We start from the raw sequence: 26979 nt of genomic DNA, 5'->3' as shown, positions 1-26979 counted from the left end.
TTCCCGGAGGCAGCCCGATGACCGACCGATCCGCACCCGGACCCGGCGACGTGCCCGAGTCCGTTGCCGAGACCCAGACTCAGACCCAGACCGAGACCGAGACCGTTACCGAGACCGAGACCGAGGCCGCAGCCGCGCCCGGCGACGGGCCCGGCGACCGGGAACCGCCCGGCGACGGCCCCGCGTCCGGCGGCCCGCTCGCGCGGGAGCGGGCCCATCTGGCGGCCTCGCGTGCCGCGCTCCGTGCCATGCGGGCCGACGCCGAGGCGCTCGACATCCGCGACGTGACCGCGAACTGGGTGAACGCCGAGGCGCTCGCCGCGGGGATCGAAGCCCGGATCGCGGCGCTGGCCGATCTCGCGCACACGCCGCTGTTCTTCGGCCGGCTCGATCACACGGACGGGCAGCTCTTCCACATCGGCCGGCGGCATGTGCACGACGCGGACGGCGACCCCATGGTCATCGACTGGCGGGCCCCGGTCTCGCAGCCCTTCTACCGCGCCTCCCCCACCGACCCGCAGGGCGTGGCGCTGCGGCGCCGCTTCGGGTACACGGGCGGTGAGCTGACCGCCTACGAGGACGAGCGGCTCACCGCGCCGCCGGGCACCGACGGACCGGAGCAGGACGGACCGGAGCAGGACGGACCGGAGCAGGGCGTGCCGGAACAGGGCGTGCCGGGGCAGGGCCGGGGCGCGCCGGGGGCGCGCCGGACCAGCGCGCTGCTCCAGGCCGAGATCGAGCGCCCCCGGGTGGGGCCCATGCGGGACATCGTCGCGACGATCCAGCCCGAGCAGGACGAGATCGTCCGGGCCGGGATCGACGGGACGGTGTGCGTGCAGGGCGCCCCGGGGACGGGCAAGACGGCGGTCGGTCTGCACCGCGTCGCCTACCTGCTGTACGCGCACCGCGAGCAACTGGCCCGCACCGGCACACTGGTGATCGGCCCGAACGACTCCTTCCTGCGCTACATCGAGCAGGTGCTGCCCGCGCTGGGCGAAGTGGCCGTGCGGCAGACGACGGTGGAGGCGCTGGTGGCGCGGCCCGACGTCCCCGTACGCGCGGTCGACGGCGCGGAGGCCGCCCGGGTCAAGGGCGACGCGCGGATGGCCCGGGTACTGCGCCGTGCGGTGCGCGCGGGCGTGCGTCCGCTTCCGGCGGAGCCGTGCGTGGTGGTGCGCGGCTCGCGGCGCTGGCGGATCCCCGCGCACGAGATCGCGGAGCTGGTCGAGGAGTTGCTGGGGCGCGGCCTGCGGTACGGGGCGGGCCGCGAGGCGCTGCCGCAGCGGATCGCGCACGCCGTGCTGGTGCGGATGGAGCGGGCCGGTGAGGCGCCCGACGACCGGGTGCAGGACGCGGTGGCGCGGAACGCCGCCGTGAAGGCGGTGGTGCGCCAGGTGTGGCCGCCCGTCGATCCGGCCAGGCTCGTGCTGCGGCTGCTGTCCGACGCGGAGTTCCTCGCCGCGCAGGCGGAGGGGCTGCTCACCGCCGAGGAGCAGCGGGCGATCCTGTGGGAGAAGGCGCCGCGCGGTGTCGGGAGCGCCCGCTGGTCGGCAGCGGACGCGGTGCTGGTGGACGAGGCCGCGGACGCCGTGCAGCGGACGCCCTCGCTGGGGCATGTGGTGCTGGACGAGGCCCAGGACCTCTCCGCGATGCAGTACCGCGCGGTGGGCCGGCGCTGTTCGACCGGGTCGGCGACGGTGCTGGGCGATCTGGCGCAGGGCACCACGCCGTGGGCGACCGAGAGCTGGGAGGCCGCCCTGGAGCATCTGGGGAAACCGGGCGCCGCGGTGGAGGAGTTGACCGAAGGGTTCCGGGTGCCGCGGGAGGTGATCGCGTACGCGTCTCGGCTGCTGCCCGGCATCGCGCCGTCGCTGCGGCCCGCGACCTCCGTGCGGGAGTCGCCGGGGGACTTCGCCGTGCGGCCCGTCCCCGGCGGCACGGACGAACCCGGCGCGGCGGCCGACCGGATGGTGGTGGACGCGTGCCGGGAGGCGCTGGAACGCGAGGGGTCGGTCGGGCTGATCGCAGCGGAGGACCGGCTCCCGGCGCTGCGCGAGGCGCTGCGCGCGGCGGGGCTCGGCTGGCTGTCACCCGGTGCGGAGACCAGCGCGGCGGCCCGGTTGACGCTCGTACCGGCCGCGTTGGCCAAGGGCCTGGAGTACGACTACGTGGTGCTGGACGAGCCCGCGGCGGTCGTGGCCGGGGAGCCGGACGAGCGGACGGGGCTGCGGCGGCTGTACGTCGCGCTGACCCGGGCGGTCTCCGGGCTCGTCGTGGTGCACGCCCGGCCGCTTCCGGAGGCGCTGGCGGCACCGGCGCCGACCGGGTACGGGGCGGTGGCCGAGTACGGGGCGGTGGCCGCGAGGTCGTAACGTAGCCGTAACGTAGTCGTTTGTCCCTTCACGTCCGAGCACGTCCAGGAGTCGCGCCGTGCACCATCTTTCTTACGGAGATGTCAAGACCGCAGCCGACCGGGTTGCCACCGGCGTACGCCCCGTCGCGGTCGCCCGCGCGGACGTCGGGGCAGGCGTCGGCGCTGCGGCGACCGGGGGCCCGTCCGGTGCCCCGGACTTCGAGCTGTTCCTCGCTCTGGAGTTCATGCAGCACACCGGGAGTTTCAAGGCCCGGGGCGCGCTCAACTTCCTGCTCGCGCACCGGGAGCGGGAGGAACTCCCCGCGGCGGGCGTCACCCTGGCCTCCGGCGGCAATGCGGGGCTCGCGTGCGCGTGGGCCGCGCGCGGGCTGGGCGTGCCCGCCACGGTCTTCCTGCCGGAGTCCGCGCCGCAGGTGAAGGTCGAGCGGCTGCGCGCGTACGGGGCCGACGTGCGGCTGGTCGGCACGGAGTACGCCGACGCCGCGACGGCCTGCGAGGCGTTCGCCGCGGACACCGGGGCGCTGGCGTCGCACGCGTACGACCATCCGCTCATCGCGGCGGGCGCCGGGACGCTGGTGGAGGAGATCCGCGCACACGTACCCCTCGTGGACACGGTGGTGGTATCGGTGGGCGGCGGCGGCCTGTTCGCCGGGGTCGCCGCGGCCGCGCAGCACCACGGGATCCGGGTGGTGGCCGTGGAACCCGAGCGGTGCCGGGCGCTGAACGCCGCGCTGGAGGCGGGGCGCGTCGTCGATGTGCCGGTGGACTCCGTCGCCGCCGACTCGCTGGGCGCCCGCCGGGCCTCCTCGATGGCGCTGGCCGCCGCGGGCACCCGCAATGTGCGGTCGGTGCTGGTGAGCGACGAGGCCGTGGTCTCGGCCCGCCGGGAACTGTGGGAGCGGTACCGGCTGGCGGTGGAGAACGGGGCGGCCACCGCGGTGTCCGCGATCCGGGGCGCCGTCGCCGCACCGGACGGGGCCGACGGGCAGAGCGCGCCCTACGTGCCGTCCCCCGGCGAGCGGGTGGTCGTCGTACTGTGCGGCGCCAACGCCGACCCGGCCGGGACGGCCCGCTGACCGTACGGTGATCGCGGCGGACGGCGCCCGACCGATACTCCGGCCGGGCGCCTCCGGCGCGCGCGTTCACGCATGTCCGCGCGAGGCCGGGCGAGTCGCAGGACGGCAGGCGTGTCGCAGGGCGGCAGGCGCGCGGCCGCGGCAGCCGGACGACGAGGGAGCGAGGACGGATGAGGCAGCAGGCAGTGGTCGGCCCGGCGGGGGCGGAAGCGTATCTGCGGTGGGCGGAACTGCCCGGCGAGGGCGAGGGCGTGCGGGTCTTCCTGCACGGCCTCGGGGCCAGTGCGACGTTCGACTGCTCGGAGGCCGCGGCGCACCCCGCGCTGCGGGCGACCGGGCACCGGTCGCTGCTGGTGGATCTGCTCGGCTTCGGCTGGAGCGACCGGCCCGCGGACTTCGGCTACACGCTGGAGGAGCACGCCGACACCGTCGCGGCCGTCCTGGACGCGGACGGAATCCGGGGCGCCGAACTCGTCGGGCACTCCATGGGTGGCGCTGTCGCGCTCGCACTGGCCGCGCGTCGGCCGGAGTTGGTGGGGGCGCTCACCCTCGCCGAGGCCAACCTGCGGCCGGGCGGCGGGGCGTGGAGCAGGAAGATCGCCGCGTGGCCGGAGGAGGAGTTCTGCACCCGGGGCATGGCGGAGTTCACGGCCGGTGAGAGCGACCCCGGCTATCTGGCCACCCTGCGGGCCGCCGACCCGCTCGCGATCCACCGCAGCGCGGTGGGCCTGGTACGCGGTATCTCGCCCGGTCTCGGGCAGGTGTTCGCGGAGTACGACGGGCCCAAGGCATTCCTCGTCGGGGAGTTGAGCCGCCCCTACCCGGAGGAGGACGACGCGGTGGAAGCGGGCGCGCACATGCTGACCGTCCCCGCGGCGGGGCACCCCATGCCCGTGGAGAATCCGGACGGCTTCGCGCGGGCGGTGGCCGAGGCGTCCGCCCGGGCGGCGGCTGCCTCCTGATCCACGGCCGGACGCCGAGCCCGTCGCGGGCAGCCGGACACCGGGCGGCACCGCATCCGGCTCCTGTACCGCGGAGGCGGAAAGGGACACGGTGCAGCAGCTCGCCCGTTCCGGCTCGGTGCCTCACCCGCGGCGTTCGCGTGCGTTGAGGTAGGAGTCCAGTTCGGCGGCGCCGGAGAGCAGTGCCCGGGCCCGGGTGGCCAGTCGGCCGTGCCAGTCGCGCAGCGCGCCCTCCAGCGGCTCCGGCCCGCCGGCCGCCCGCACCTGGGCGATCAGCGGAGCGATCCGCTCCAGCAGGTAGCCGCCCCGCCGGAGTTGGTGGGTGAGCCGGGCGTCCCGTATCGCGGCCTCGTCGTAGACGCGGTACCCGGTGTGCGGATCGCGGCGGGGGCTGACCAGGCCCGCGGCCTCCCATTTGCGCAGCGTCGCGGGCCGGATGCCGAGCTCTTCCGCCAGCGGCCCGATGAACCTGCCCCCGGCGCCCGCGGTCCCGGGCGCTCCGGTCGCTTCCGCCGCTCCGGCGGAGCAGCCCGACCCGGCGGAGCGGCCCGGCCGGTCGGAGCGCAGCTCCCGCAGGGCGCTCTCCACGGCCTGGAGGGTCCGCCGGTCGTCGAGGAGTTGGACATGGGTCTCGTCGACGAGGCGGAGCGCCTCCTCGACGGCGTCCTCGTTGACGGCGCGCAGGATCGAGGCCGCCGTCCGGTGGCCGTGGCCGGGCAGCAGGGCGAGGAAGGCACGCAGGGCCTGCGCGTGCAGCGGGGTGTAGGTGCGGTAGCCGTGATCGGTGCGGCCGGCGGGCGGCAGGATGCCGTCCGCCTCGTAGTTCCTGACCGCCTGCGTGGACAGACCGTGTCCGCGGGCCAGATCGACCGGCCTGAGTCGCCCCGTACTTTGAAGGTTTTGCCCCATGGATCTGACGATACCCCGGCAGTGTCGCGGAAAAGTTTCCACCGAAGGTTCAACGATACCGTTGAGGGCATGGCTACTGGCATCGAGGATGCGGCCCGCGCTGTCGAAGCGGCCGCCGTCATGGAACTGCTCCCGAACCGGCCCCGGCTGCTCGCCCTGGGCGAGCCCACCCACGGCGAGGACTCCCTGCTGGAGGTGCGCAACACGCTCTTCCGGCAACTCGTCGAGCAGGAGGGCTACCGGACGATCGCGCTGGAGAGCGACTGCCTGCGCGGCCAGCTCGTGGACGACTACGTCACCGCGGGCACGGGCACCCTCGACGACGTCATGGAGCACGGCTTCAGCCACGACCGCGGCACCTCCGCCGCCAACCGCGCACTCGTCCGCTGGATACGCGCCCACAACGACGGCCGCCCCGCATCCGAACAGGTCCGCTTCGCCGGAATCGACGGACCGCTGGAGATCACCGGCCCCGAGAGCCCCCGGCAGGCCCTCACCGCACTGCACGACTACCTCGCGGCCCACGGGGACGCGGACCTGCTCCCCTGCACCGCGGAGACACTCGACACCCTGCTCGGCACCGACGACCGCTGGACCCATCCCGACGCGATGCTGGACCCGGCCCGCTCCTTCGGGCGGAGCACCGAGGCCGGGGAGCTGCGGCTGCTCGCCGACGACCTGGTGGCGCTGCTGGACGAGCAGACTCCCCAGCTGATCGCGGCGACCTCGCGGGACGACTGGGACCGGGCCCGGCGGTACGCGCGGAGCGCCACCGGCCTGCTGCGCTACCACTCCTCGATGGCCGACACCTCGCCGCACCGGATGACGCGGCTGGTGGGGCTGCGGGACGCGATGATGGCCGAGAACCTCCTCGCCCTCGCCGCCCGCGGCCCGGTGCTGGTCCACGCGCACAACTCCCACCTCCAGCGCGCGAAGAGCACGATGCGGATGTGGCAGGGGCAGGTGGAGTGGTGGAGCGCCGGCGCGCTGGCGCAGGTCCGCCTCGGCGCGGAGTACGCCGTCCTGGCCACGGCCCTCGGCACGATCCGGCACCAGGGCGTCGACACCCCGCCGCCGGACACCCTCGAAGGGCTCCTCTACGCACTTCCGCAGGCCCCCTGCGTCGTCGACCCCGCCACGCTGGCCACCGCCCTCGGCGAACCCCGCCCCGCCCCCCGCGTCTCCCCCTGGTTCGGCTACGCCCCGCTCGCCCCGGCCCAGTTGGGCGAGATGGACGGAGTCGTGTTCGTCAGGGACGCCCAGAAGATGGACGCCGCGGGAGGCACCGACCCCGGAGGGCGGGGCCGGAGTTAGTTCCGGGCGGCGTCAGGGGCCGGACGGCGCGGGCGCGGGCGCGGGCGCGGGCGGGGGTGCGGCGCGGGCGGACGGGAGATCGGCCGTGTGCAGCGTGTCGCGCGCGTGGTGGCGCAGCCATGTGGGGGCGTGCCGGTGGAGGGTGTGCAGGGTGCCGCGGAGGCGGGTGGAGCTGCGGGTGGAGGTGACGTCGGTCAGCAGGTGCGCTGTGCGGGTCAGGAGGGGGGCGGCGTCCGGCCAGGCGTCCGCACGGACGTGGGCGGTCAGCCCGGCCACCGCGTGGTGGAGGGCGATCCGGCCCGTGGGCGCGGTGGCGCGGACCCGCTGGTCGAGCGCGTGGAACAGCGGGAGGGCGGCCCGCGGAGCGCCCAGTTCCAGCAGCATCTCGGCTTCGTGGCCGAGGACTTCGGTTCCGTCCACCCACCAGGTCCAGGCGGGGTCCCGCCGGGCGACGGAGTCCTGCAGCGCGCCCCGCGCCCGGCGCATCACCGTCCGGGCCCGGGTCCGCTCACCGGTCTGCGCGAGGGCGCGGGCCTGCCGTACCCGGGCCAGCAGCGCCACTCTCGGCGGCACCCGGGGGCGGGTCAGGAGCTCTTCGGTGACGGCCAGGGCCCGATCGGGGCGGTGGCCGTCGACGGCGTGCATGGCCAGCATGTCCAGCGCGAACCACTCCCGCGGGGCGTCCCCGGCGCGGACGGCCAGCGTGCGCGAGTCGGCGAAGGCGCGGCGGGCGGCGACCGGCCGGCCCGCGTCGAAGAGGAGCCAGCCCGCGATCTGGGCGAGTTCCGCCACCTCGGCCGTGCGCCCGCTGTCGGACGCCGGGCCCAGGCGCGCCCGTTCGGCCGTCCACAGGCGGTGGGCGACGGCCGCGACCGCGTCGCCGCCGTGCCGGTCCTCGTGGCGGAGCAGCGGACGGGCCGCGGCCACCGCGCTGCCTGTTCGCCGGTCGCCCATCCGGCCAGGGTACGCAGGGCACGCCGCACCGAACCCCGCACGCGCCCGGGAACGCGCCCGCGCGCCCCGTCGCGGAAGGGGGCAGCCCTCAGCGCAGGAACGCCGCCGCGACGCCCGCGTCCACCGGGATGTGCAGGCCCGTCGTGTGCGTCAGGTCGCCGCCGGTGAGGGCGAAGACGGCGGCCGCGACATGCTCGGGCAGGACCTCCCGGTTGAGCAGGGTGCGCCGGGCGTAGAAGGCGCCGAGCTCTTCCTCCGGCACTCCGTACACGGCGGCGCGGCGCGCTCCCCAGCCTCCGGCGAAGATCCCGGAGCCGCGGACGACGCCGTCCGGGTTGACGCCGTTGACCCGGATGCCGTGCTCGCCCAGTTCGGCGGCGAGCAGCCGCACCTGGTGGGACTGGTCGGCCTTGGTGGCGGCGTAGGCGACGTTGTTCGGGCCCGCGAAGACCGCGTTCTTCGAGGCGATGTAGACGATGTCGCCGTCCAGCCCCTGCGCGCACATCAGCCGGGCGGCTTCGCGGGAGACGAGGAAGGAGCCGCGGGCCATGATGTCGTGCTGGAGGTCCCAGTCGGCTGCGGTGGTCTCCAGGAGGGGTTTGGAGAGCGAGATCCCCGCGTTGTTGACGACGAGGTCGACGCCGCCGAACGCGAGCGCGGCGGCCCGGAAGGCGGTCTCGATCTGCTCCTCGGCGGTCACGTCGACGGTGACGGCGAGCGCCCTGTCGCTGCCGCCCAACTCGGCTGCGAAGGCATCCGCTTCGGGTCCGTCGCGGTCCGCGACGACCACGCAGGCGCCCTCGGCGGACAGTCTGCGCGCTGTGGCCCTGCCGATGCCGGAGGCGGCTCCGGTCACCAGCGCGACCCGGCCCGCCAGCGGCGGCGGCTGCGGCAGCCGCCGCAACTTGGCCTCCTCCAGCGCCCAGTACTCGATCCGGAACTTCTCCGCCTCCTCGATCGGCGTGTACGAGGAGACGGCTTCCGCGCCGCGCATCACCGTGACGGCGTTCAGATAGAACGCGCCCGCCACCCTCGCGGTCTGCTTGTCCCGGCCGAAGGAGAACATCCCGACACCGGGTACGAGGACGATCGCGGGGTCGGCGCCGCGCATCGGGGGCGAGTCGGCGGTGGCGTACCGGGCGTAGTAGGCGGCGTACTCCTCGCGGTAGGCGGCGTGCAGTGCGCGCAGCCGCTCGATCGTCTCGTCCAGCGGCGCGGTGGCCGGCAGGTCGAGGAGGAGCGGACGGATCTTGGTGCGCAGGAAGTGGTCCGGGCAGGAGGTGCCCAGTGCGGCGAGCCGCGGGTGTTCGGCGCGGGAGAGGAAGTCCAGCAGGGGTGCGGTGTCGGTGAAGTGGCCGACCTGCCGGAAGTCGGTGGACACCAGTCCGCGCAGCACGGGTGCCAGGGCGGCGGCCCGCGCGCGGCGTTCGGGTGCCGGGAGCGCCGCGTAGCCCTCGCCGAGGGTGGGGCCGAACGGTTCCGCTCCGCCGCGTCCGGCCAGGAACTGCTCGGCTGTGCGGATCATCCACAGCGAGTTGCGCTCGCACTCCTGGGCCGTGTCGCCCCATGCGGTGATCCCGTGCCCGCCGAGTACGACGCCGACCGCGTGCGGGTCGGTCTCCCGGACCGCGGCGATCTCCAGACCGAGTTGGAAGCCGGGGCGCCGCCAGGGGAGCCAGGCGACGCGGTCGCCGAAGCACTCCCGGGTCAGCCGTTCGCCGTCGGCGGCGCAGGCGAGGGCGATCCCGGAGTCGGGGTGCAGGTGGTCGACGTGTGCGGCGTCCACCAGGCCGTGCATGGCCGTGTCGATGGACGGGGCCGCGCCGCCTCTGCCGTGCAGGCAGTAGTCGAACGCCGGGACCATCTCGTCCTCGCGCTCCGCACCGGGGTAGGTGGCTTCGAGCGCGCGCAGCCGGTCCAGCCGCAGCACGGCCAGTCCCTCTTCGGTGAGCGTGCCGAGGTCCCCTCCCGACCCTTTGACCCACAGCAGTTCGACGGGCTGCCCGGTGACGGGATCCGTCGCGCTGCCCTTGGCCGAGGCGTTGCCCCCGGCGTAGTTGGTGTTGCGTGGATCGGCGCCGAGTGTACGGGCGCGCCGCAGCAGGGCGGCCACGGCGGGGTGCTGGGGCGTGGAGGGCATGCGCTTCCTTCGGTGGGTGCGGTCGGCCGCGGTGTGGGGCCCGGCGGGTCGAGGCGGGGGCGAGGCGGGTACCGAAGTGCGGGGGCGGAGGTGCGGAGCAGGCGTGCGGGGCGGGCGTGCGGGGCGGGCGGAACGCCGGCGTGGTCTGTGGCGAGGCAGGCGTGAACCGCCGGTTGGACCGGCGGCGCGGACCGCCGACGGGAAACAAGACGTGAAACGATTCAAAAGGCAAGCTAGAGGGGGTTGTTGGGGACTGTCAACGGGGTGGACTGCTACGCGGCCGGGGTCCAGTCGGCGATCAGGGCGAGCAGGCCGGGGAACCGCGCCTCCAGGTCCGCGATGCGCACCTGGTTGCGGCGGGAGGGCCCGTACTGGCGCTGCCTGACGAGGCCCGCCTCGCGCAGGGTGCGGAAGTGGTGGGTCAGCGAGGACTTGGGGCGCTCCAGTTCGAACCAGGTGCAGGTGTGGTCGAAGTCGACCGACTCCAGCAGCAGCTTGCGGACCACCCCGATCCGGAGCGGGTCGCTGAGCGCCGCCATCACCGCCTCCAGCCGGATCTCGTCCCGGCCGGGCTCGGGCAGCGGCTCGGGCACCTCGGCGCCGGGCGGGGGCGGCGGGATACGGAACTCCCGGTCGAGGGCCGTGTCACTCACGGGCTCCTCCTTCGACGGTCGGCGGATGGCGGATGGCGGTCGGCACGTTCAGCGGGCGGCGGGCACATGACGGCGGACGGTGGTGCGGGCGACCGCACTGCACTGCACGGCACTGCACGGCACTGCACGGCAGCACAGTAGTACGACTTGCATCGTACTACTCGCCACTGGTACGAATTCTCTCGTACTACTTGTACGAGTCGACTCGTACTCCCTTGTTCCCTCCCCTCCCCTGCCCAGGAGCTCCCGCATGTCCGCTTCCGCTCCGCCGGTCGCCTCCACCCCCCGACGGGGCTGGATGTGGCTGGCCGCCTGGCCCGTCGTCGCCGTACTCGCCCTCTCCAACGAACCCGCGCCGCTCTACGTCCTGTGGCAGGACCGGATCGGCTTCTCCGCAGCCGCCCTGACGGCGGTCTACGCCGCCTACATCGCCGGGCTGCTGGGCACCCTCACCGTCGCGGGCACCCTCTCCGACCGCTACGGCCGCAAGCCGGTGCTGCTCCCCGGTCTGCTGCTCGGCCTGCTGGCCTCGGCGCTGTTCGCCACGGCGCACTCGGTGCCCGCGCTGCTGGTGGCGCGGCTGCTGAGCGGGATCGCCGTCGGCGCGTTCCTCTCCGCCGGGATGGCGGCCGTCTCCGACCTCGCAGACCGCACGCAGAAGCGCACGGCCGGACTGATCGCCTCGTCCTCCATGGTCGGCGGCGCCGCCGTCGGTCCGCTGCTGGCCGGGCTGCTGTCCGAGCTGGTCCCCGGCCCCTCGGTCACCGTCTTCCTGGTCCAGATCGGCCTGCTGCTGGCCGCGTTCGCCGTGGTGGTCCGGATGCCGCTGCCGCCGCGGGCCGACCCGGCCACGCCCGGCGCCGCCCGGCGCCTGGTCCGCATCCCCTCCGCGCCGCGGGCCAACCGCGGCCAGCTCCTGCTGGGCCTGGGCGTCTTCGCACCCGCGATCGCGGCGACCGGCTTCGTACTCTCGCTCGGCCCCACGCTGCTCGCCGACCTGCTGCACACCCGCAGCCGGGTCCTCTCCGGCGCGACCATCTTCGTCCTGTTCGCCGCCGCGACGGGGGTCCAGTTCGCCGCACGCAGGCTGCGCGTGCGCACGGACCTGCTCACCGGCGCCGGACTGACCACGGCGAGCATGGCCGTGCTCGTCCTCGCCGTCCGCACCACCTCGGTCCCCGCGCTCGTCGCCTCCGCCGTCCTCGCCGGGCTGGGCCAGGGCCTGACCCAGCTCGGCGCCCTGACCATGCTCAGCTCCGACGTCCCGGCCGCCCGCCTGGCCGAGGCCAACGCCGCCCTCACCGCGGGCGGCTACCTGCTGGCCGGGGCGCTGCCGGTGGCCGCCGGGGCACTCAGCGACGCCACCTCCCTCGACACCGCCTCCGCCGTGTTCGGCGCCACCGTCATCGCCCTCGTCCTGGCGGGCGCGACCGCCGTGCTCCGCAGCGGCGCCACCGGCACGGGCACCTCCCGCGGGGGACGTACCGTCCGCGCCGCCCTCGGCGTGCAGGACGGCACGCAGGACGGCGCGGCGGACGGCTCGCGGGACGGAGCGCCGGGTGCGCGGGGCACCCGGGACAGGCAGGGCGGCCTCGTACGGGCCAGGCGCCGCCGACCGGCCGGGACGGTGCACAGGGCGGCCCCGGCCGCCACGGCCACCGCGACGGCCACGACCGCCACGGCCACCACGACCGCCACGACCGCCACGACCGCCACGACCGCCGAGGACGCGGCGGGCGCCTCGGATACGGCGACGGCCGACGCCGCCCGGACCGGCTCCGAGTAGTACGCCCCTGTTCCCGGACCGGCTCCGAGTAGTACGCCCCTGTTCCGGGACCGGCGCCGCGCAGGGACCCCGGCGCAGCGCGGCCACCCGCCCGGCTCCGAGTGGTCCGGCCCCTCGGCTGCGGTCTGCCGCCGCTCCCGCCGCGGCGCCGTCAGTCCCGGTCGAGGGCCTGGCGCCAGGTGCGGACGGCGGCGGGGTCGACCGGGCCGGTCCAGCCGCGGGGGCGGGCGGCGCTGCCGATGTGGAAGGCGTCGATGCCGGCCCGGCGCAGTCCGGCGACGTGGTCGAGCGAGAGCCCGCCCCCGACCAGCAGCCGGGGCCCGTAGCCCGGCTCCTCCGCGGCGGTGCGGGCCGCTTCGGCACAGAGCGTACGGAAACCGTCGGTCACCCCGTCCGGGGAGCCGGCGGTGAGATAGGTGTCCAGGCCGGGCGTGTCGGCAAGCTGCTTGCGGAGGGCGTCGCGATCGGCGGCCCGGTCCAGGGCGCGGTGGAAGGTCCACCGGCACCCCGGTACGGCGGCCGTGACGGCCTCGACAGCGCGCAGGTCCGCCTGCCCCGCCTCGTCGAGGAAGCCGAGGACGAACTCCTCTGCGCCCGCCGCGCGCAGCGCCGCTCCGCGTGCGCACAGCTCCTCGATCCCGGCGTCGCCCCCGGCGCTGAAGCCGTCGGCGAGCCGCAGCATCAACCGGAGCGGGATGCTGACGGCGTCCCGGACGGCGGTGTAGGTCTCCAGGGACGGGGTGAGCCCGTCGGCGGCCATGTCGGTGACCACCTCCAGGCGGTCCGCTCCCCCGACCTCCGCTGCGGCAGCGTCTTCCGCGCTGAGCGCGACCACCTCGAGAATTGGTCTAGACATGCGCAACAGAGTGCCATACGGCGGAAGGCGCTGGAAGACGGCACTCCCTCGGGACCACAATTGCCCGATGTCGACGACAGAGCCCCCACCCGCGTCCGGCCGACCGGGCGACGGAACGGCCCGACGACCGGCCGACGGAACGGCCCGGGAGCCCGCTGAAACCGCACGCCCGGCCCCGGGGGAAGCGGGGCCGGCCCCGGACGCCGCGCGCCCGGACCCCGGCCCGGCACCTTCCACTCCGGACACATCGCACCCGGACCCGGACCCGGGCACGGACACGGATCCGCACCCGGGCACGGGCACGGGCACGGCCCGTCCGGACCGGGACACGGCGCCCGCCGCCCGGGAGGCGGCACATCCGGAACTGCTCGACCGCTGGAACACGCTGCTGATCGAAGCCCGCGAAGGGGCCGACGGCCCCGACCCGGCGCCCTACGGCGAGGACCTGCTCGGCCGCTGGGCCGAACCCCACCGCCGCTACCACGGCACGGCACACCTGCGCACCGTGCTGGACCGCATCGAGGAACTCGCCGCGCAGCTTCCCCCGGAGGGGGAGGCCGGTCCCGGAACCGGCACACGTGCCGACGCGGGCCCCGACCTCGCCGCCGTGCGGCTGGCCGCGTGGTTCCACGACGCCGTCTACCGGCCCGACCGCAGCGAGAACGAGGAGCGCAGCGCCCGCCTGGCCGAACGCGCGCTGCCCGAGGCCGGGGTGCCGACGGCCCGCACCGCCGAGGTCGCCCGCCTCGTCCGCCTCACGGTCACCCATGACCCCGCCGGGGACGACCTCGACGGGGAACTGCTCTGCGACGCGGACCTCGCCGTCCTGGCGGGCACCCCCGAGCAGTACGCGCACTACGCCGCCGAGATCCGCCAGGAGTACGCCTTCGTCCCCGACGCCGCCTTCCGCGAGGGCCGCGCCGCCGTCCTGCGCCAACTCCTCGGCCTGCCCCACCTCTTCCGCACCGGCTACGCGCGCGACCGCTGGGAGCCCGCAGCCCGGCACAATCTGACGACGGAACTGGAACTGCTGGAGGCGTGACACGGGGAAGTCCCGACATCCCCGACCCACACCGCTACGAGGAGGAGCGCACTCTTGGAAGCGAAGGAAGAGCAGACGGAGACGGTCTGCAGGGTCTGCGGATTCGACGGCCAGGTCGTCTGGGAGGGCGGCTGGCCGACGGAGTGCATCTGCCCCTGCTGCGGCAACGAGTCCGACATCAGTGACAGCAGTGTCACCGGAGTGCGCGTCTACCGCGGGTACTGGGTGGGCAACGGCGCCCCCTGGCACGACGGGCTGGAGGAGCGCAGGCGGCGGGCCGCCGGCTGGGACCTGCTGAGGCAGCTGGCGAACATCCCGCCGCAGTGGCGCTGAACCGGCGGCCCGCCACGGCCCGCCCGAACACCGACCGGGACCGAGACCCGGACCGAGACCGGGACCGGGACCGAGACCGAGACCGAGACCGGGAACGGGACCGGGAACGGGACCGGGACCGGGACCGAGGCCGGGACCGGGCTCGGGGCCTGTTCCCACTCCCGCTCCGGCTCCGGAATGCGCAGGTGCGGCGGCAGGGTTGAAGGTGTCATGCCTGACGATCTCGTAGGGGGCCGTCCCTCCGCCGCCCGTGTCCCGCCGGCCGTCCATGTGCTGGGCCTGTCCGTCTTCGCGCTCGGGACCTCCGAGTTCATGCTCTCCGGCATCCTGCAACCGCTGGCCCGGGATCTGGATGTGTCGATCCCCCAGGCCGGACTGCTGGTGTCGGCGTTCGCGGTGGGCATGGTCGTGGGCGCACCGGTGCTGGCGGCGGCGACGTTGAAGCTGCCGCGGCGGACGACGCTGGTCGCGCTGCTGGCCGCCTTCATGCTGGGGCAGGTCGCCGGCGCGCTCGCGCCCGGCTACGAGGTGCTGTTCGCCTCCCGAGTGGTCAGCGCGCTCGCCTGCGCCGGGTTCTGGGCGGTCGGCGCAGCGGTCGCGGTCTCACTGGTGCCGGAGAACGCCCGGGCCCGGGCCATGGCGATCATGGTGGGCGGGCTGAGCGTCGCCAACATCGCGGGCGTACCGGCCGGATCGTTCCTCGGCCAGCAGGCGGGCTGGCGCTCCGCGTTCTGGGCGGTGGCCGCGCTCTCGGCGGTCGCACTGGTCGGGGTGCTCGCGTTGGTGCCCCGCACCCCGGTGCCGACCGGCGCGGAAGCCCCCGATCTCCGGCGGGAGCTGCGGATCTACCGGGACAAGCAGGTCTGGCTGGCGCTGCTGACCATCGCGCTGAACGCGGGCGCCGTCTTCGCCGTCTTCTCCTATCTGGCGCCGCTGCTCACCGACGTCGCCGGGCTGCCGGAGAGCTGGGTGCCCAGTGTGCTCGCACTGTTCGGGCTCGGCGGTCTGATCGGCACGATCATCGGCGGGCGGATCGCGGACGCGCACCTGTTCGGCACGATGTACGGCGGCATCGCGGCGTCGACCGCCGTGCTCGCGTTGCTGGCGCTGCTGGCCGAGTACCGCTGGGCCGTGGTCGGGCTGGCCCTGCTGCTCGGCGTCACCGCGTTCACGACGGCGCCCGCGCTGAACGCCCGGATGTTCAACGCCGCCGACGCGGCGCCCACGCTGGCCGGGGCCACGACGACGGCCTCGTTCAACATCGGCAACACGCTCGGACCCTGGCTCGGGGGCCTGGCCATCTCGGCGGGCTGGGGGTACCCGGCCGTGGCCTGGGTCGGCGCGGCCCTGGCGGCGGTCGCGGTGCTCGCGACGGCCGTCTCCGCGCGGGTGCACGCCCGCTCGCGCGTGGTCGCCGCGTCGTATCCGCGGGTGGAGAAGGAGCAGGCTCGGGCATAGAGGCCCGGTAAGCACGGCGGACGGCAGGCACAGCCGCGGGAGCACGAACGCGGGCCCGCCCGGCTCGGACTGTCCCGGAGCCGGCTTCGGCCCGGTCCCGGCTCCGGCCCCGCTTTCGGTCCAGCGTCAGCACGCGCAGACCGGCCCCGCGAAGCGGCTCGCAGACCGGCCGCGCAGAGCAGCCGCGCAGACCGGCCGCGCGGGTCAGCGCTTGCGGCGCCGGAGGCCTGCGGCGGTGAGCCGCTGCAGCAGTTCCTTGGAGCCGACCGGGACGGCTCCGGCGGCCACCGCGGTCTCGTACAGCGTCGAGGGCACGTCGTAGTGGTCGCGGTCGAAGGCGCGCGGCGGGCATCCGAGGCCCGCCGCGAACGCGTGCAGTTCCTCGTACGAGAGATCGCTGACCACGTGCGACCACATCCGGCCGTGCCCTGGCCAGATCGGCGGGTCGATGTAGACGGTCACCGGCAGGGCCCCGCGCCCACGCCCGCGTCCGGGCCCACGCCCGCGTCCGGGTCCACGCCCGGGTCCGGGTCCGGGTCCGCGCTCACAGCTTGCTGCCCAGCGAGCCCACCCGGGCCACCACCGTGGACGTGGCGGCGCACACCCAGTGCGGCTCCTCGCCCAGTTCGGGTTCGACGTCGAGCGCGTGCGGATCGGAGCCGACGCACACCGGGCAGACGGGCCAGCGCCCGTACCGTTCGAGCAGCGCGTCCTGCACGTCCTGGGCCACCAGGCCGTCCACGAACGCCGCGCCCTCCGGCCACTCGCCGACCCACCACCGGCGGTGCGAGACCGCCTCCTCGACCAGCGAGACGATGTCGGCGTGCGCGACGTCGCTCGCCTCCAGGTCGGCGAGGATCAGCGCGCGGGCCGCGTGCAGCGACCGTTCCAGCGGGTCCTGGCGGCGGTCGCCCGGCGGGGGCTCCTCGCGGGGCGCGTCGCGGCGCTCCCGCTCACGGGGCGCATCGGGGGAAGCGCCACCGTGCGCTCCCTCTTCCGGGGGTCCCGAGTCGGATGCGGGTTCCTTCGGTTCCATACCTCCATTGCACCACTGCGCGCGCGGAGGGATCACACGTTCGTGCCGCGTCGAGCATTGACGGGGTGCCGCTATGAAAATATCTTCCGTCTGTGAGCAGTGACCTGAAGGAAAATTTCGCCTTTCGTCCGAGGCGCCGGCCGGCCGGGCCGGGCACCCAGCCCCCGGCCCCCCGGTCAGCGGGCGATGCCGACAGCAGTGTCCCCTCCCGACCAGCCAACCGCCCGGGACCCACGGCCCTCGCGGCCAAGGTCCGCACGATGGCGCCCTCGATGACCCGCTCCATGCAGCGGGTCGCCGAGGCCGTCGCCCACGACCCGGCGGGGTGCGCCCAGCTCACCGTCACCGGGCTGGCCGAGCGCACCGGCACCAGCGAGGCCACCGTCGTCCGCACCTCCCGGCTGTTGGGCTACCCCGGCTACCGCGACCTGCGCCTCGCCCTCGCGGGGCTCGCGGCGCAGCAGGAGTCCGGCGCGGCCCCCGCCGTCACCGCGGACATCGCCGTCGACGATCCGATCGCCGACGTCGTCGCCAAGCTGGCGCTCGACGAACAGCAGACCCTCGCCGACACCGCGGCGGCGCTGGACGTCGCGCAGGTCGACGCGGCGGTCGCGGCGATGGCGGCGGCCCGGCGGATCGACGTGTACGGCGTCGGCGCCTCGGGGCTGGTCAGCCAGGACCTGGCACAGAAGCTGCTGCGCATCGGGATGGTGGCGCACAGCCATGTCGACCCCCATCTGGCCGTCACCAACGCCGTGCAGATGCGGGCGGGCGACGTCGCGCTGGCCATCACCCATTCGGGGCGGACGGTGGACGTCATCGAGCCGCTGCGGGTCGCCTTCGACCAGGGGGCGACGACCATCGCGATCACCGGCCGGCCGGACGGCGAGGTGGCCCAGTACGCCGACCACGTACTGACCACCTCGACGGCCCGCGAGAGTGAGCTGCGCCCGGCGGCGATGTCCAGCAGGACGAGCCAGCTCCTCGTCGTGGACTGCCTGTTCATAGGGGTCGCGCAGCGTACGTACGAGACGGCGGCGCCCGCGCTCTCCGCCTCCTACGAAGCGCTGGCGCACCGCCACTCCCCCAGGCAGCGCACCCGCTGACGCCCCCGGTCGGCCGGACCCGGCCGACCGGTCCGCGGGCCCCACGGCACGCCCGCCGCGCAGCACCGTTCCGGCTGCGCACCACCGGGCCCGCACCGTCGGCAGCCCGCTGCCGACGGCACCAGCCGACCGCCGACCAGCGGACCCACCGGCCGCACCCACCGCTCCGCGGCCGTCCGGGCCCGCCGCCCCGAGCCACAGAAAGCCGCTCCCCGATGACCACCTCGCAGTCACAGACCGCCGCGTCCAGGACCGGCGACCCGAACCGCACCACCGGCACGGCCGGCTCCGTCCCTCCGGCGGGCTCCGGCACCGGCCGCTCGCACCACGACGAGCTGCGCCGGCAGTTGGGCACCCTCACCACCGAGGCGTTCCGCAGCGAACTGGCGGAGATCGACCAGCTGCCCACGCTGGAGATCGCCAAGATCATGAACGACGAGGACAGCACCGTCCCCACCGCCGTCGCGGCGCAGCTGCCCGTGATCGCCGAGGCGATCGACGGCATCGCCGAGCGGATGGCGCGCGGCGGCCGCCTCCTCTACGCGGGCGCCGGTACGGCCGGGCGCATGGGGGTGCTGGACGCCAGTGAGTGCCCGCCGACCTTCAACACGGCTCCGGGGCAGGTCACCGGAGTGATCGCGGGTGGTCCCGGCGCGCTGGTGAACTCGGTCGAGGGCGCCGAGGACAGCGCCGAGGCGGCGGCGGACGAGCTGGCGGCGCTGAAGGTGACGGCGGACGACACCGTGGTCGGGATCTCCGCCTCCGGTCGCACGCCCTTCGCCGTCGGCGCCGTCGAGTACGCGCGCTCCCGCGGAGCGCTCACCGTCGGGCTGGCCTGCAACGCGGACTCGGCACTCGGCGCGGCCGCCGAGCACGGTATCGAGGTCGTCGTCGGGCCCGAACTGCTGACCGGTTCCACCCGGCTCAAGGCCGGTACGGCACAGAAGCTCGTACTCAACATGCTCTCCACCCTCACCATGATCCGGCTCGGCAAGACCTACGGAAACCTGATGGTGGACCTGCGCGCCTCGAACGAGAAGCTGCGCGCACGCTCGCGGCGCATCGTCGAGCTGGCGACCGGAGCGCCGGACGAGGAGATCGAGGCAGCGCTGACGGCCACCGACGGCGAGGTCAAGGCGGCGATCCTCACCATCCTCGGCGGCGTCCCGGCCCCGGCAGCGGAACGGCTGCTCCGCACCTCGCACGGACATCTGCGCGCCGCGCTCCGGTCCGCCGCCGCTGGACACGACGACGGGGACCGGGCCGACGACGGGACCCGGACCGACAACGGCGCCAGCAACGGCAACGGCACCGGAAGCCCCACCGGCGCAACCCCCGACCCCGGCACGCACACGGGGTAGCGGCGCGCCCCGGGCCGCCGCCCCCGATCCGCACCACACCGACCGAACGATCACCGACCGAACGATCAGAGAACCACTCGACCGAACGACCATGGCACCACTCGAAGAAGAGCGACCGCACCATGAGCACACACAGCACCCGCAGCACCCCTGAGGACAATCCCGGCAGACAGCTCGCCGAGGCGATCCTCCCCCTGGTGGGAGGCGCCGCGAACGTCACCTCCGTCAGCCACTGCATGACCCGGATGCGGCTCGGCCTGGCCGACCGCTCCCTCGTCCAGGACGGGCCCCTCAGGGCGCTCCCGGGCGTGCTGGGCGTAGTGGAGGACGACACGTACCAGATCGTGCTGGGCCCGGGCAAAGTCGCCCGGATCACGCCCGAGTTCGAGGCACTCGTGCAGGCGGCACAGGACCGGGCGGCGGCCCCGGAACCCGCCTCGTCGGGCGCCGGCAGAACGGCCGCCGACCTGGCGGCCGAGGGCGCCGCGCTCCGCGCCGCGCGCAAGGAGAAGAACGCGACGCCGGTGAAGCTGATGCTGCGGCGTATCGCCAACATCTTCGTCCCGCTCATCCCGGCGCTGATCGGCTGCGGCATCGTCGCCGGCCTCAACGGGCTGTTCACCAACGCGGGCTGGCTCCCGGCGCTCACCCCCGCACTGGCGGCGATCGCCAGCGGCTTCATGTCGCTGATCGCCGTGTTCGTCGGGCTGAACACCGCGCGGGAGTTCGGCGGGACACCGGTACTGGGCGGTGCCGCCGCGGCCGTCATCGTCTTCCCCGGGGTGGCGGACGTCTCGGCGTTCGGCCAGGAGCTGGCCCCGGGCCAGGGCGGCGTGCTGGGCGCGCTGTTCGCGGCGCTGCTGGCGGTGTACGTGGAGAAGGGCTGCCGCCGCTTCGTGCCGTCCGCCGTCGACGTGCTGGTCACGCCGACGGTGACGGTGCTGGTCGCAGGACTCGTCACGCTGTTCGGGCTGATGTACGTGTGCGGCGAGATCGCCACCGGGATCGGGCATCTGGCCGACTGGCTGCTCCAGCACGGCGGAGCCGTCGCCGGATTCGTACTGGGCGGACTGTTCCTGCCGCTGGTGATGCTGGGCCTGCACCAGGCGCTCATCCCCATCCATACGACGCTGATCGAGCAGAGCGGCTACACCGTGCTGCTGCCCATCCTCGCGATGGCGGGCGCCGGGCAGGTCGGCGCCGCGATCGCCATCTACCTGCGGCTGCACCGCAACACCTCGATCCGCAGCACCATCCGCTCGGCCCTCCCCGCGGGGTTCCTGGGCGTGGGGGAACCGCTGATCTACGGGGTCTCGCTGCCGCTGGGCCGCCCCTTCATCACGGCGTGCGTGGGCGGGGCCTTCGGAGGCGGGGTGGTGGGCCTCTTCTACCAGTTGGGCACCTCGGTCGGCTCCACCGCGATCGGCCCCTCCGGCTGGGCGCTCTTCCCCCTCCTCAAGGGCAACCACAGCCTGGGCGGCATCGCCCTGATCTACGCGCTCGGGCTGGCCGCCGGCTATCTGGTCGGCTTCATGGCCACCTACTTCTTCGGGTTCAGCAAGCAGATGCTGACCGAGCTGAACGCGCCCGCGGAGGGCGAGGCGCCCGTCGCCGAGGGCGGGCACTCGCCCGAACCGCCGCCGTCCGGCGCCCCCGCCCCCGGCCCGGACCCGGGGCCGGACCCGGGTCCGGCCCCCGCACCCGCGGGAGGCGGCGGCTCACTCGTCTGACGGGATCCCGGACCGCGCCCGCCGTCGCGGGACCCCGCGCGCGGAGGCGGGGGACGCAGCGCCGTCCCCCGCCTCCGCGACGGCGGACGACGGACGACGGACACGCCCCGCAGCAACGCCGCTGCGGGGCGGGCGGAGCGTCACCTCATGTCCGGATCTCCCTTGATCAGGGCGAACGGCGCACCGGCCGGGTCCCTGAGCATCGCGAGGCGGCCCACGCCGGGTACGTCCGTCGGCGGGATCAGCACCTTCGCACCGCCGCCGGTCGCCCGCGCGCACGTCGCGTCGCAGTCCTCGGTGGCGAAGTAGGGGTGCCACTCCGAGGTCGACCCGGCGCTCAGGTTCTCCTGCGGGAGCTGCATGATCCCGCCCTGCCCGGTGTCGCCCTCCGTACCGCCACCGGGCGCCGAGACCACCGAGTAGACCAGGTCGTCACCCATCGACATGTCCTCGTAGGTCCACGAGAACACCGCCGTGTAGAAGCGCTTCGCCGCCGCCGAGTCCGTCGTGTACAGCTCCGTCCAGCACAGCGTCTCCGGCTCCATGAGCACTTCCAGACCACCGGTGTCCTTCGGCTCCCACACGGCGAAGTCGGCGCCGGTTGGATCCGTGAACTGCGCCAGCCGGCCTGCCGTGAACACGTCCATCGGCGCGACTCGTACGGCGCCGCCCGCCTCCTCCACCCGGGCCCGCACCGCGTCCGCGTCCCGAGTGTGGAAGTACGTCATCCACGCTGCGCTGTCGCCGTCCTCCATCAGCGGGCCGACCGCGGCGGCGGTCCTTCCGCCGCGCTGGAAGAAGCCGTATCCCCCGGCCTCCGGACCCGCCGACTGGAACTGCCAGTCGAAGACGCTGGTGTAGAAGGCGACGGCGGCGTCCACATCGGGCACGCCGAGGTCCAGCCAGTCGGGAGTGCCGGGAACGAAGTCGGTCGTCAGCATGCGGAACCTCCGAAGTACGAGGCGTGTGCTGGATCCGGGGCGCTGCACCCGGCGGCCCGGGCGCGCGGCCGCCACCCGCCGTCGGACCGTGCGGCCGCAGCGGCGGAACGCACCCGCTCCTCGCAGCCACCCACCGCCTCAGGATGGCAGCACTCCGGCCGACTCGCCCCTCGGGACGCCCCGCACCCCCGCTCCGACCACTACGTGACGGCCGCTCGCCGCTCCGGCCACCACGTCACCGCTGCTCCCGGCGCAGCAGCACCCGGCCCAGCCCGGCCTGCGCCACCACCAGCCCCCGCACCATCGGAACCGCTGTGAGCAGGAAGAACACACCGAGCGCCGTGTTGAAGGCGATGTCGGGCCCGCGCCCGTCCAGCCCGAAGGCCAGATCCATCACCCCGTCCTCGTCACCGCGGGGGATCGACCAGGACCACAGTCCGTAGGTGAGCCCGCCGACGCCGCCCACCAGCCAGGTCAGCGTGACCGAGAAGGTCGCCACCCGCACCGGGAAGGCCAGCAGCGCGTGCACCAGATCCCGCCACGCCTGCGGGTCCGCCACCCCCTTCCACCGGCTGCCCCCGCCCCCGGCGCCCTCGGCCGCCGCGCCGCCCGGACGAGCGAGGAGCGGACGGCCGGTGACGGCGGCGATCTGCTCCGCCTCCACCCGGGCCAGAAAGCGGGCCATGGACAGCGTCCCGGCCAGCACCGGCAGACCGACGACGAGGATGAGCGTCGAGACGCCGAGCGCGAACCCGGTCACCATCAGCACGAAGGCGGCGATGCCCAGCGGCAGCCCGGAGAGCAGATAGCCCACCTCCCTGCCGAAACGTCCCCGCCGCCGGGGGAAGGAGTCCGGGCCCTGCTGCGCCTGCGTTGTCATCGTCGCCATGGATCCACTGTCGCCGGGCGGCGGAGCCGATCCCATACCGCTGGAGCCCGGATCCGGGGTGGTGCTGGCTACACCCCGGACCGGGCGGAGCCGGGCCGGCGGAGGGGCGATCGGCGTCCCCGACCACCCCTCCGGCCACCATTTCGCGGCCTGACGATCACCCCCGCCGCGTGGCCTTCCGCCTGGCCTTTCGTCCGGGCTTTCGTCGGGCTTTCGTCCGGGCTGCTTCGCCGAGCGCTTCGCTCAGCGGACGGTCACGGTCACCGGGGCGGAGGGCAGACCGGCGACCACCGTCCGGATCCGGTTCACCCCCCTGATACCGAGCTTGACGCGCATCGAGTAGTCCAGTGACCGGTTGACGACCGACGTGGCAGGCAGCGTCTTCCACGCGCCGTGCTGCATCTGCTGGAGACGCACGGTCGTCCCCGCCTTGATTCCGATCACCTTTCCGCGCAGCCGGAACTCCTCCCACTGCCGCACCTGTTCCCGGTCGGCAGTCACGGTGTTGGTCCTGACCGCCGCCGAGGGACTGCCGGGCCTGATCGGCGCCGTGCTCGCCGTCGCACTCCCGGTTCCGGGCCCGGCTCCGTTCTCGTTCCCCCCGTTACCGGTCCCGGGGCCGGTCGCGGCAGCGGTCGCGGCAGCCGCACCGATCAGGCCCACGGCCAGGACACCGGCAACGGCGGGACGGAGGCGGAATGTTGCGCTCATCGTATGCGGCCTCTTCTCGTGAGAGCGATGTCGTCCACCCGCAACAGCGGTGCAGTGGCGGGCAATTCAGGCATCCCCACCCGATGAGCCGAATACTCCACAGAACAGACGAGCGGACACACAAGGGAGCGGGCGGGTGGGAGGTGTGCTCTCCCACCCGCCCGCTCCGTGGCGCGCTGCCGGGGTGTGGCGGTGGCGTTGCGTTCGTGTCCGTCAGTAGGCGGAGTCGACGTTGTCCATGCTGCCGTAGCGGTCGGCGGCGTAGTTGCAGGCGGCGACGATGTTGGCGACGGGGTCGGTGAGGTCGTCGGGGGTGCCCTTGACGTGGTACTGGTCGAAGGTGGGCTGGATGACCTGGAGGAGTCCCTTGGAGGGGATGCCCTTCTGGGCGTTGATGTCCCAGTCGTTGACGGCGTTCGGGTCGCCGGCGGATTCGCGGATGATGTTGCGCTTGATGCCGTCGTAGCTGCCGGGGATGTCGTGCTTGGCCATGACGGCGCGGGCCTCGCGGATCCAGCCGTCCAGGTTGTCGGCGTACTTGGCCTTCGCCTTGCTCTTGCCGCTGTCCTTGCCGCTGTCCTTGGCCGTCTTGGCGGTCTTGGCCGTCTTGGCGGTCTTGGCGGCGTGGTCGGCCTGGGTGGTCAGGTGCTGGGCGGTGGTGGCGGCCTGGTGGGAGGCCGGGGAGGCGGCGTCGGGGGCGGCGGCGTGGGCGGTGCCGGTCAGGGCGGTGGCGGCGATACCGGCCGCGCCCAGGGCGGTCAGGCCGCTGACGGCCAGCCGGCGGGTGGGGCGGACGGTACTCAGAGCGGTGAGGGTGGTGCGCATGGGGGCAGGAACCTTTCGCGGGGGGACGTGGCGCCGCACCCGGCACGGGGGCTGCCGGTGGTCTGGTTGCGGCGTGGGGCCCACCGTGCGGGAGGCACCCCCCACCCCGGCAACCATGTGACCTACGACCCGGTTTAGTCCCCCGCGCCCGCCCGGGCCTCCCGTCCCCACACTCATCCCGAACCAGGCATTTCGGACATACGATTCTGGTTCGTACGTGACGTGGACCCTATGGGCGGCCTCACACCACCCACCCGTCCGCATCACCGAGGGTAAGGGCGTTCTTCGCGACGGTGAGGGACTCCTCGGAGGGGCCCTGGCCAGGGTTCTCGGTGGCGAGGGCCTGGTTGAGCGCGACGAAGGGGCGCATGCGCTCCTCGTACCGGAGCAGCGCGTCGGCCACCGACGCGGGGGACGCGCCCAGCTCGCGGGCGAGGACGTACGCACCGACCAGGGCGAGGCTGGTGCCCTGGCCGGAGAGCGGCGAGGGACAGTACCCGGCGTCGCCGACCAGCGCGACGCGGCCCCTCGTCCAGTGGTCCATGCGGACCTGCGCCATGGGCGCGAAGTAGAAGTCGGGGGCCGTGCGCATCGCGTCCAGCAGGGTGCCGGTGTCCCCGCCGAGAGCGGCCGTGTTCGCGGCCAGCAGCGCCTTCTGCTGCTCGGGATCGCGGTGGTCGTAGTCGAGCGGCGGCGACATGAAGCCGAGCGTGGCGCGCAACTCGGTGTTCCCGCGGACGGGGCCCGCACCCCGCGGCCGGGCCGGCGCCCGAGGACTGGCGGGCCCGGCTGGAGCTGGGCGCCCGGGCCCTGTGGCGCGTGCACCGGGACCATCCCTGGCTGGCCCAGATCGGTCCGCTCACCCGTCCGCTGCTGCTGCCCAACCTGCTGACGTACTCGGAGTGGATGCTCGGCGCCCTGGACGGCTGCGGCCTTGCCCCGGCGACCGCACTCGACCTGAACGCCCTGCTCTACAGCCATGTCCTGGGGCTGGCCATCCAGCGCGAGCGGGAGACCGCCGCCGAGAGCAGCACCGGTCTGACGGAGGACGATTGGATGGCGCAGCAGGCCGCCACCCTCGCGTCGCTGACGGCCTCCGGGGCCTATCCGACGTTCGCGCGCCTCCTCGACTCGCTCGGGGACGACGGCTACGACCTGCGTCTGGACGGGCTCTTCGAGACCGGGCTCGCCGCCATGCTCGACGGCGTGTCCCGGCTCGTCGAGGGGCGGTAATCCGTTCGCGCCCGCTTCCGGGCTTGGGCACCCTTGGTCCATGGAAGCCGACATCTGGCCGCTGTACGGGCTGCGTCTGGCAACTCCGCGCCTGGAGCTGCGCCTTCCCGACGACCGGACCCTCGCCGAGCTGGCGCGGGTCGCCTCCGGGGGTGTACACGACGACTCCGAGATGCCCTTCAGCGTCCCGTGGACCGCCGTACCCCCCGCCGACCGCGCCCGCGGCTGCTTCCAGCACGTTCTGGGCACCATCGCGGGCTGGCGGCCGGAAGAGTGGACGCTGAGCCTCGCCGTCCTGCACGACGGCCGGGTGATCGGACGACAGGATCTGAGCGGCACCGACTTCGCCGTCGTACGGGAGACGCAGACCGGCTCCTGGCTGGGCACCGAGCACCAGGGCCGGGGTTTCGGCACCGAGATGCGCGCCGCTGCACTGCATCTGGCGTTCGACGGGCTCGGAGCGCGCAGCAGCGTCTCGGCCGCGATGACGGACAACCCGCGCTCACGGCGGGTTTCGGAGAAACTGGGCTACCGGCCGGACGGCCTGCTGACCGAGTCCGTACTGGGGCGGGCCCGCACTCTCGAACGGCTCCGGCTCCAGCGGGCCGACTGGGAGGCGCACCGCGCGGTTCCGGTGGAGACCGCGGGACTCGGAGCCGCCGCTCTGGCACTCTTCGGGCTCCGCGCACCGGACCCCGCGCCGGTCGCGGAAGCAGCAGCACCGGACTGACGAACCCGAGCGAGAGGACCGCGTCATGACCACGCCGAGCAAGGGCCACACGATCACCGTCGAGGAGAGCACCGAACGCGTGCGCGTCGTCACCCGCGACGGCCGGGTACTGGCGGAGAGCAGCCGACCGCTGCTGCTGCGCGAGACCGGCTACCCGGTGCGGTACTACCTGCCGCCCGAGGACGTCCGCACCGACCTGCTCGCACCGTCCGACACCCGCACCCGCTGCCCCTTCAAGGGCACCGCCGCGTACTGGTCGCTGGCCGACGGTACGGCCCAGGACGTCGCCTGGTCCTACCCCGAACCCCACGACCAGGTGGCGGCCATCGAAAAGCACCTCTGCTTCCCGGACGTCCAGGTCAGCTGACGGCCGCAGGAGCCGATGCCGGCTGAGAGCCGGAACCCGGAGCCGACGCCGGGCCGGACAAGCCGGAAGGGGGGGGGGGGGGGGGGGGGGGGGGGGGGGCCGGCCGCGCGCCCCCCGGGGGGGGGGCCGGGGGGGGGGGGGGGGGGGGCGGGGCGGGCGCCGGGCCCAGACCGCCGCCCCCGCGCCGCCCCCG

General features: G+C 74.5%; 25 protein-coding genes and 1 pseudogene. 14 read left to right on the top strand and 12 right to left on the bottom strand.

Going from position 1 to position 26979, the window contains the following annotated elements:
* Window positions 1-17: 17 nt before the first annotated feature.
* From ACFYNS_RS14890 to ACFYNS_RS14880, 3 genes are all read left to right on the top strand, one after another.
* Complete coding sequence (locus tag ACFYNS_RS14890) at window positions 18-2372, top strand: HelD family protein (RefSeq protein WP_388603057.1); 2355 nt, start codon at window positions 18-20, stop codon at window positions 2370-2372.
* A gap of 58 nt (window positions 2373-2430) precedes the next feature.
* Window positions 2431-3450 carry a serine/threonine dehydratase gene (locus tag ACFYNS_RS14885; protein WP_388603054.1) on the top strand — a complete coding sequence of 340 codons (1020 nt, stop codon included), beginning with the start codon at window positions 2431-2433 and terminating at the stop codon, window positions 3448-3450.
* Between the two features lie 170 nt (window positions 3451-3620).
* On the top strand, window positions 3621-4412 hold the full coding sequence (locus ACFYNS_RS14880) for an alpha/beta fold hydrolase (RefSeq protein WP_360303555.1): 792 nt from the start codon (window positions 3621-3623) through the stop codon (window positions 4410-4412).
* Between the two features lie 123 nt (window positions 4413-4535).
* On the opposite strand, the gene ACFYNS_RS14875 is transcribed toward ACFYNS_RS14880, so the two are convergent.
* Entirely contained in the window at window positions 4536-5321 is a 786-nt protein-coding gene (locus ACFYNS_RS14875; RefSeq protein ID WP_388603051.1) for a TioE family transcriptional regulator, read from the bottom strand.
* Window positions 5322-5390: 69 nt separating this feature from the next.
* Between ACFYNS_RS14875 and ACFYNS_RS14870 the strand changes: the two genes are divergently transcribed.
* The gene (locus ACFYNS_RS14870) at window positions 5391-6635 is read left to right on the top strand and encodes an erythromycin esterase family protein (RefSeq protein WP_388603048.1); all 1245 of its coding nucleotides are present in this window, start codon (window positions 5391-5393) and stop codon (window positions 6633-6635) included.
* A gap of 12 nt (window positions 6636-6647) precedes the next feature.
* On the opposite strand, the gene ACFYNS_RS14865 is transcribed toward ACFYNS_RS14870, so the two are convergent.
* The 3 genes from ACFYNS_RS14865 to ACFYNS_RS14855 form a co-directional block, all read right to left on the bottom strand.
* Window positions 6648-7589 carry an XRE family transcriptional regulator gene (locus ACFYNS_RS14865; protein ID WP_388603045.1) on the bottom strand — a complete coding sequence of 314 codons (942 nt, stop codon included), beginning with the start codon at window positions 7587-7589 and terminating at the stop codon, window positions 6648-6650.
* An 88-nt stretch (window positions 7590-7677) separates the two neighbouring features.
* The gene (locus ACFYNS_RS14860) at window positions 7678-9729 is read right to left on the bottom strand and encodes a bifunctional aldolase/short-chain dehydrogenase (protein WP_388603043.1); all 2052 of its coding nucleotides are present in this window, start codon (window positions 9727-9729) and stop codon (window positions 7678-7680) included.
* A gap of 272 nt (window positions 9730-10001) precedes the next feature.
* A complete protein-coding gene (locus ACFYNS_RS14855) occupies window positions 10002-10382 on the bottom strand; it encodes an ArsR family transcriptional regulator (protein WP_360298028.1) in 381 nt (126 codons plus the stop codon).
* Window positions 10383-10632: 250 nt separating this feature from the next.
* Between ACFYNS_RS14855 and ACFYNS_RS14850 the strand changes: the two genes are divergently transcribed.
* The gene (locus ACFYNS_RS14850; protein ID WP_388603041.1) at window positions 10633-12168 is read left to right on the top strand and encodes an MFS transporter; all 1536 of its coding nucleotides are present in this window, start codon (window positions 10633-10635) and stop codon (window positions 12166-12168) included.
* A gap of 151 nt (window positions 12169-12319) precedes the next feature.
* On the opposite strand, the gene ACFYNS_RS14845 is transcribed toward ACFYNS_RS14850, so the two are convergent.
* The gene (locus ACFYNS_RS14845) at window positions 12320-13024 is read right to left on the bottom strand and encodes a copper homeostasis protein CutC (protein ID WP_360298022.1); all 705 of its coding nucleotides are present in this window, start codon (window positions 13022-13024) and stop codon (window positions 12320-12322) included.
* A 364-nt stretch (window positions 13025-13388) separates the two neighbouring features.
* Here ACFYNS_RS14845 and ACFYNS_RS14840 point away from each other — a divergent pair, with 364 nt between their 5' ends.
* The 3 genes from ACFYNS_RS14840 to ACFYNS_RS14830 all read left to right on the top strand — a co-directional run bounded on the left by ACFYNS_RS14840 (window position 13389) and on the right by ACFYNS_RS14830 (window position 15857).
* Complete coding sequence (locus tag ACFYNS_RS14840) at window positions 13389-14066, top strand: hypothetical protein (RefSeq protein ID WP_388603266.1); 678 nt, start codon at window positions 13389-13391, stop codon at window positions 14064-14066.
* Between the two features lie 54 nt (window positions 14067-14120).
* Window positions 14121-14399, top strand: coding sequence for a hypothetical protein (locus ACFYNS_RS14835; protein ID WP_360298019.1), 279 nt, complete (start codon window positions 14121-14123; stop codon window positions 14397-14399).
* A gap of 210 nt (window positions 14400-14609) precedes the next feature.
* Window positions 14610-15857, top strand: a complete 1248-nt coding sequence (locus tag ACFYNS_RS14830; RefSeq protein WP_360298016.1) for a Cmx/CmrA family chloramphenicol efflux MFS transporter — start codon at window positions 14610-14612, stop codon at window positions 15855-15857.
* A gap of 204 nt (window positions 15858-16061) precedes the next feature.
* On the opposite strand, the gene ACFYNS_RS14825 is transcribed toward ACFYNS_RS14830, so the two are convergent.
* Window positions 16062-16319 (bottom strand): DUF4031 domain-containing protein, encoded by a 258-nt coding sequence (locus ACFYNS_RS14825; protein ID WP_360298013.1) that lies wholly within the window; start codon window positions 16317-16319, stop codon window positions 16062-16064.
* An 82-nt stretch (window positions 16320-16401) separates the two neighbouring features.
* On the bottom strand, window positions 16402-16749 hold the full coding sequence (locus tag ACFYNS_RS14820) for a hypothetical protein (protein WP_075002729.1): 348 nt from the start codon (window positions 16747-16749) through the stop codon (window positions 16402-16404).
* Window positions 16750-16985: 236 nt separating this feature from the next.
* Between ACFYNS_RS14820 and ACFYNS_RS14815 the strand changes: the two genes are divergently transcribed.
* The 3 genes from ACFYNS_RS14815 (at window position 16986) to ACFYNS_RS14805 (ending at window position 21090) form a co-directional block, all read left to right on the top strand.
* Entirely contained in the window at window positions 16986-17999 is a 1014-nt protein-coding gene (locus ACFYNS_RS14815; RefSeq protein WP_388603039.1) for a MurR/RpiR family transcriptional regulator, read from the top strand.
* A gap of 215 nt (window positions 18000-18214) precedes the next feature.
* On the top strand, window positions 18215-19360 hold the full coding sequence (gene murQ / locus ACFYNS_RS14810) for an N-acetylmuramic acid 6-phosphate etherase (RefSeq protein WP_388603037.1): 1146 nt from the start codon (window positions 18215-18217) through the stop codon (window positions 19358-19360).
* Between the two features lie 122 nt (window positions 19361-19482).
* Complete coding sequence (locus tag ACFYNS_RS14805) at window positions 19483-21090, top strand: PTS transporter subunit EIIC (RefSeq protein WP_388603035.1); 1608 nt, start codon at window positions 19483-19485, stop codon at window positions 21088-21090.
* A gap of 140 nt (window positions 21091-21230) precedes the next feature.
* Here ACFYNS_RS14805 and ACFYNS_RS14800 read toward each other — a convergent pair whose 3' ends face one another.
* The 5 genes from ACFYNS_RS14800 to ACFYNS_RS14780 form a co-directional block, all read right to left on the bottom strand.
* The gene (locus ACFYNS_RS14800) at window positions 21231-22031 is read right to left on the bottom strand and encodes a VOC family protein (protein WP_360299855.1); all 801 of its coding nucleotides are present in this window, start codon (window positions 22029-22031) and stop codon (window positions 21231-21233) included.
* A gap of 235 nt (window positions 22032-22266) precedes the next feature.
* Window positions 22267-22920 carry a sensor domain-containing protein gene (locus ACFYNS_RS14795; RefSeq protein WP_360299857.1) on the bottom strand — a complete coding sequence of 218 codons (654 nt, stop codon included), beginning with the start codon at window positions 22918-22920 and terminating at the stop codon, window positions 22267-22269.
* 243 nt (window positions 22921-23163) lie between these two features.
* Complete coding sequence (locus ACFYNS_RS14790; protein ID WP_388603034.1) at window positions 23164-23421, bottom strand: hypothetical protein; 258 nt, start codon at window positions 23419-23421, stop codon at window positions 23164-23166.
* 423 nt (window positions 23422-23844) lie between these two features.
* Window positions 23845-24456 (bottom strand): transglycosylase SLT domain-containing protein, encoded by a 612-nt coding sequence (locus ACFYNS_RS14785; protein WP_388603032.1) that lies wholly within the window; start codon window positions 24454-24456, stop codon window positions 23845-23847.
* Between the two features lie 241 nt (window positions 24457-24697).
* Window positions 24698-25156, bottom strand: coding sequence for an FAD-dependent monooxygenase (locus tag ACFYNS_RS14780; RefSeq protein WP_388603029.1), 459 nt, complete (start codon window positions 25154-25156; stop codon window positions 24698-24700).
* Window positions 25157-25230: 74 nt separating this feature from the next.
* Here ACFYNS_RS14780 and ACFYNS_RS14775 point away from each other — a divergent pair.
* The 3 genes and pseudogenes from ACFYNS_RS14775 to ACFYNS_RS14765 all read left to right on the top strand — a co-directional run.
* Window positions 25231-25689, top strand: a pseudogene (locus tag ACFYNS_RS14775) (TetR/AcrR family transcriptional regulator C-terminal domain-containing protein); the annotation flags it as partial.
* A gap of 40 nt (window positions 25690-25729) precedes the next feature.
* Window positions 25730-26419, top strand: a complete 690-nt coding sequence (locus ACFYNS_RS14770; protein WP_388603027.1) for a GNAT family N-acetyltransferase — start codon at window positions 25730-25732, stop codon at window positions 26417-26419.
* 25 nt (window positions 26420-26444) lie between these two features.
* Window positions 26445-26786: a DUF427 domain-containing protein gene (locus ACFYNS_RS14765; protein WP_360303755.1), complete on the top strand. Its 342-nt coding sequence runs from the start codon at window positions 26445-26447 to the stop codon at window positions 26784-26786.
* Window positions 26787-26979: the final 193 nt, after the last annotated feature.

The sequence above is a fragment of the Streptomyces sp. NPDC006925 genome (genome assembly GCF_042869575.1).
Taxonomy (GTDB): Bacteria; Actinomycetota; Actinomycetes; order Streptomycetales; family Streptomycetaceae; genus Streptomyces.
This window is presented reverse-complemented; position numbering and strand designations above follow the sequence as displayed.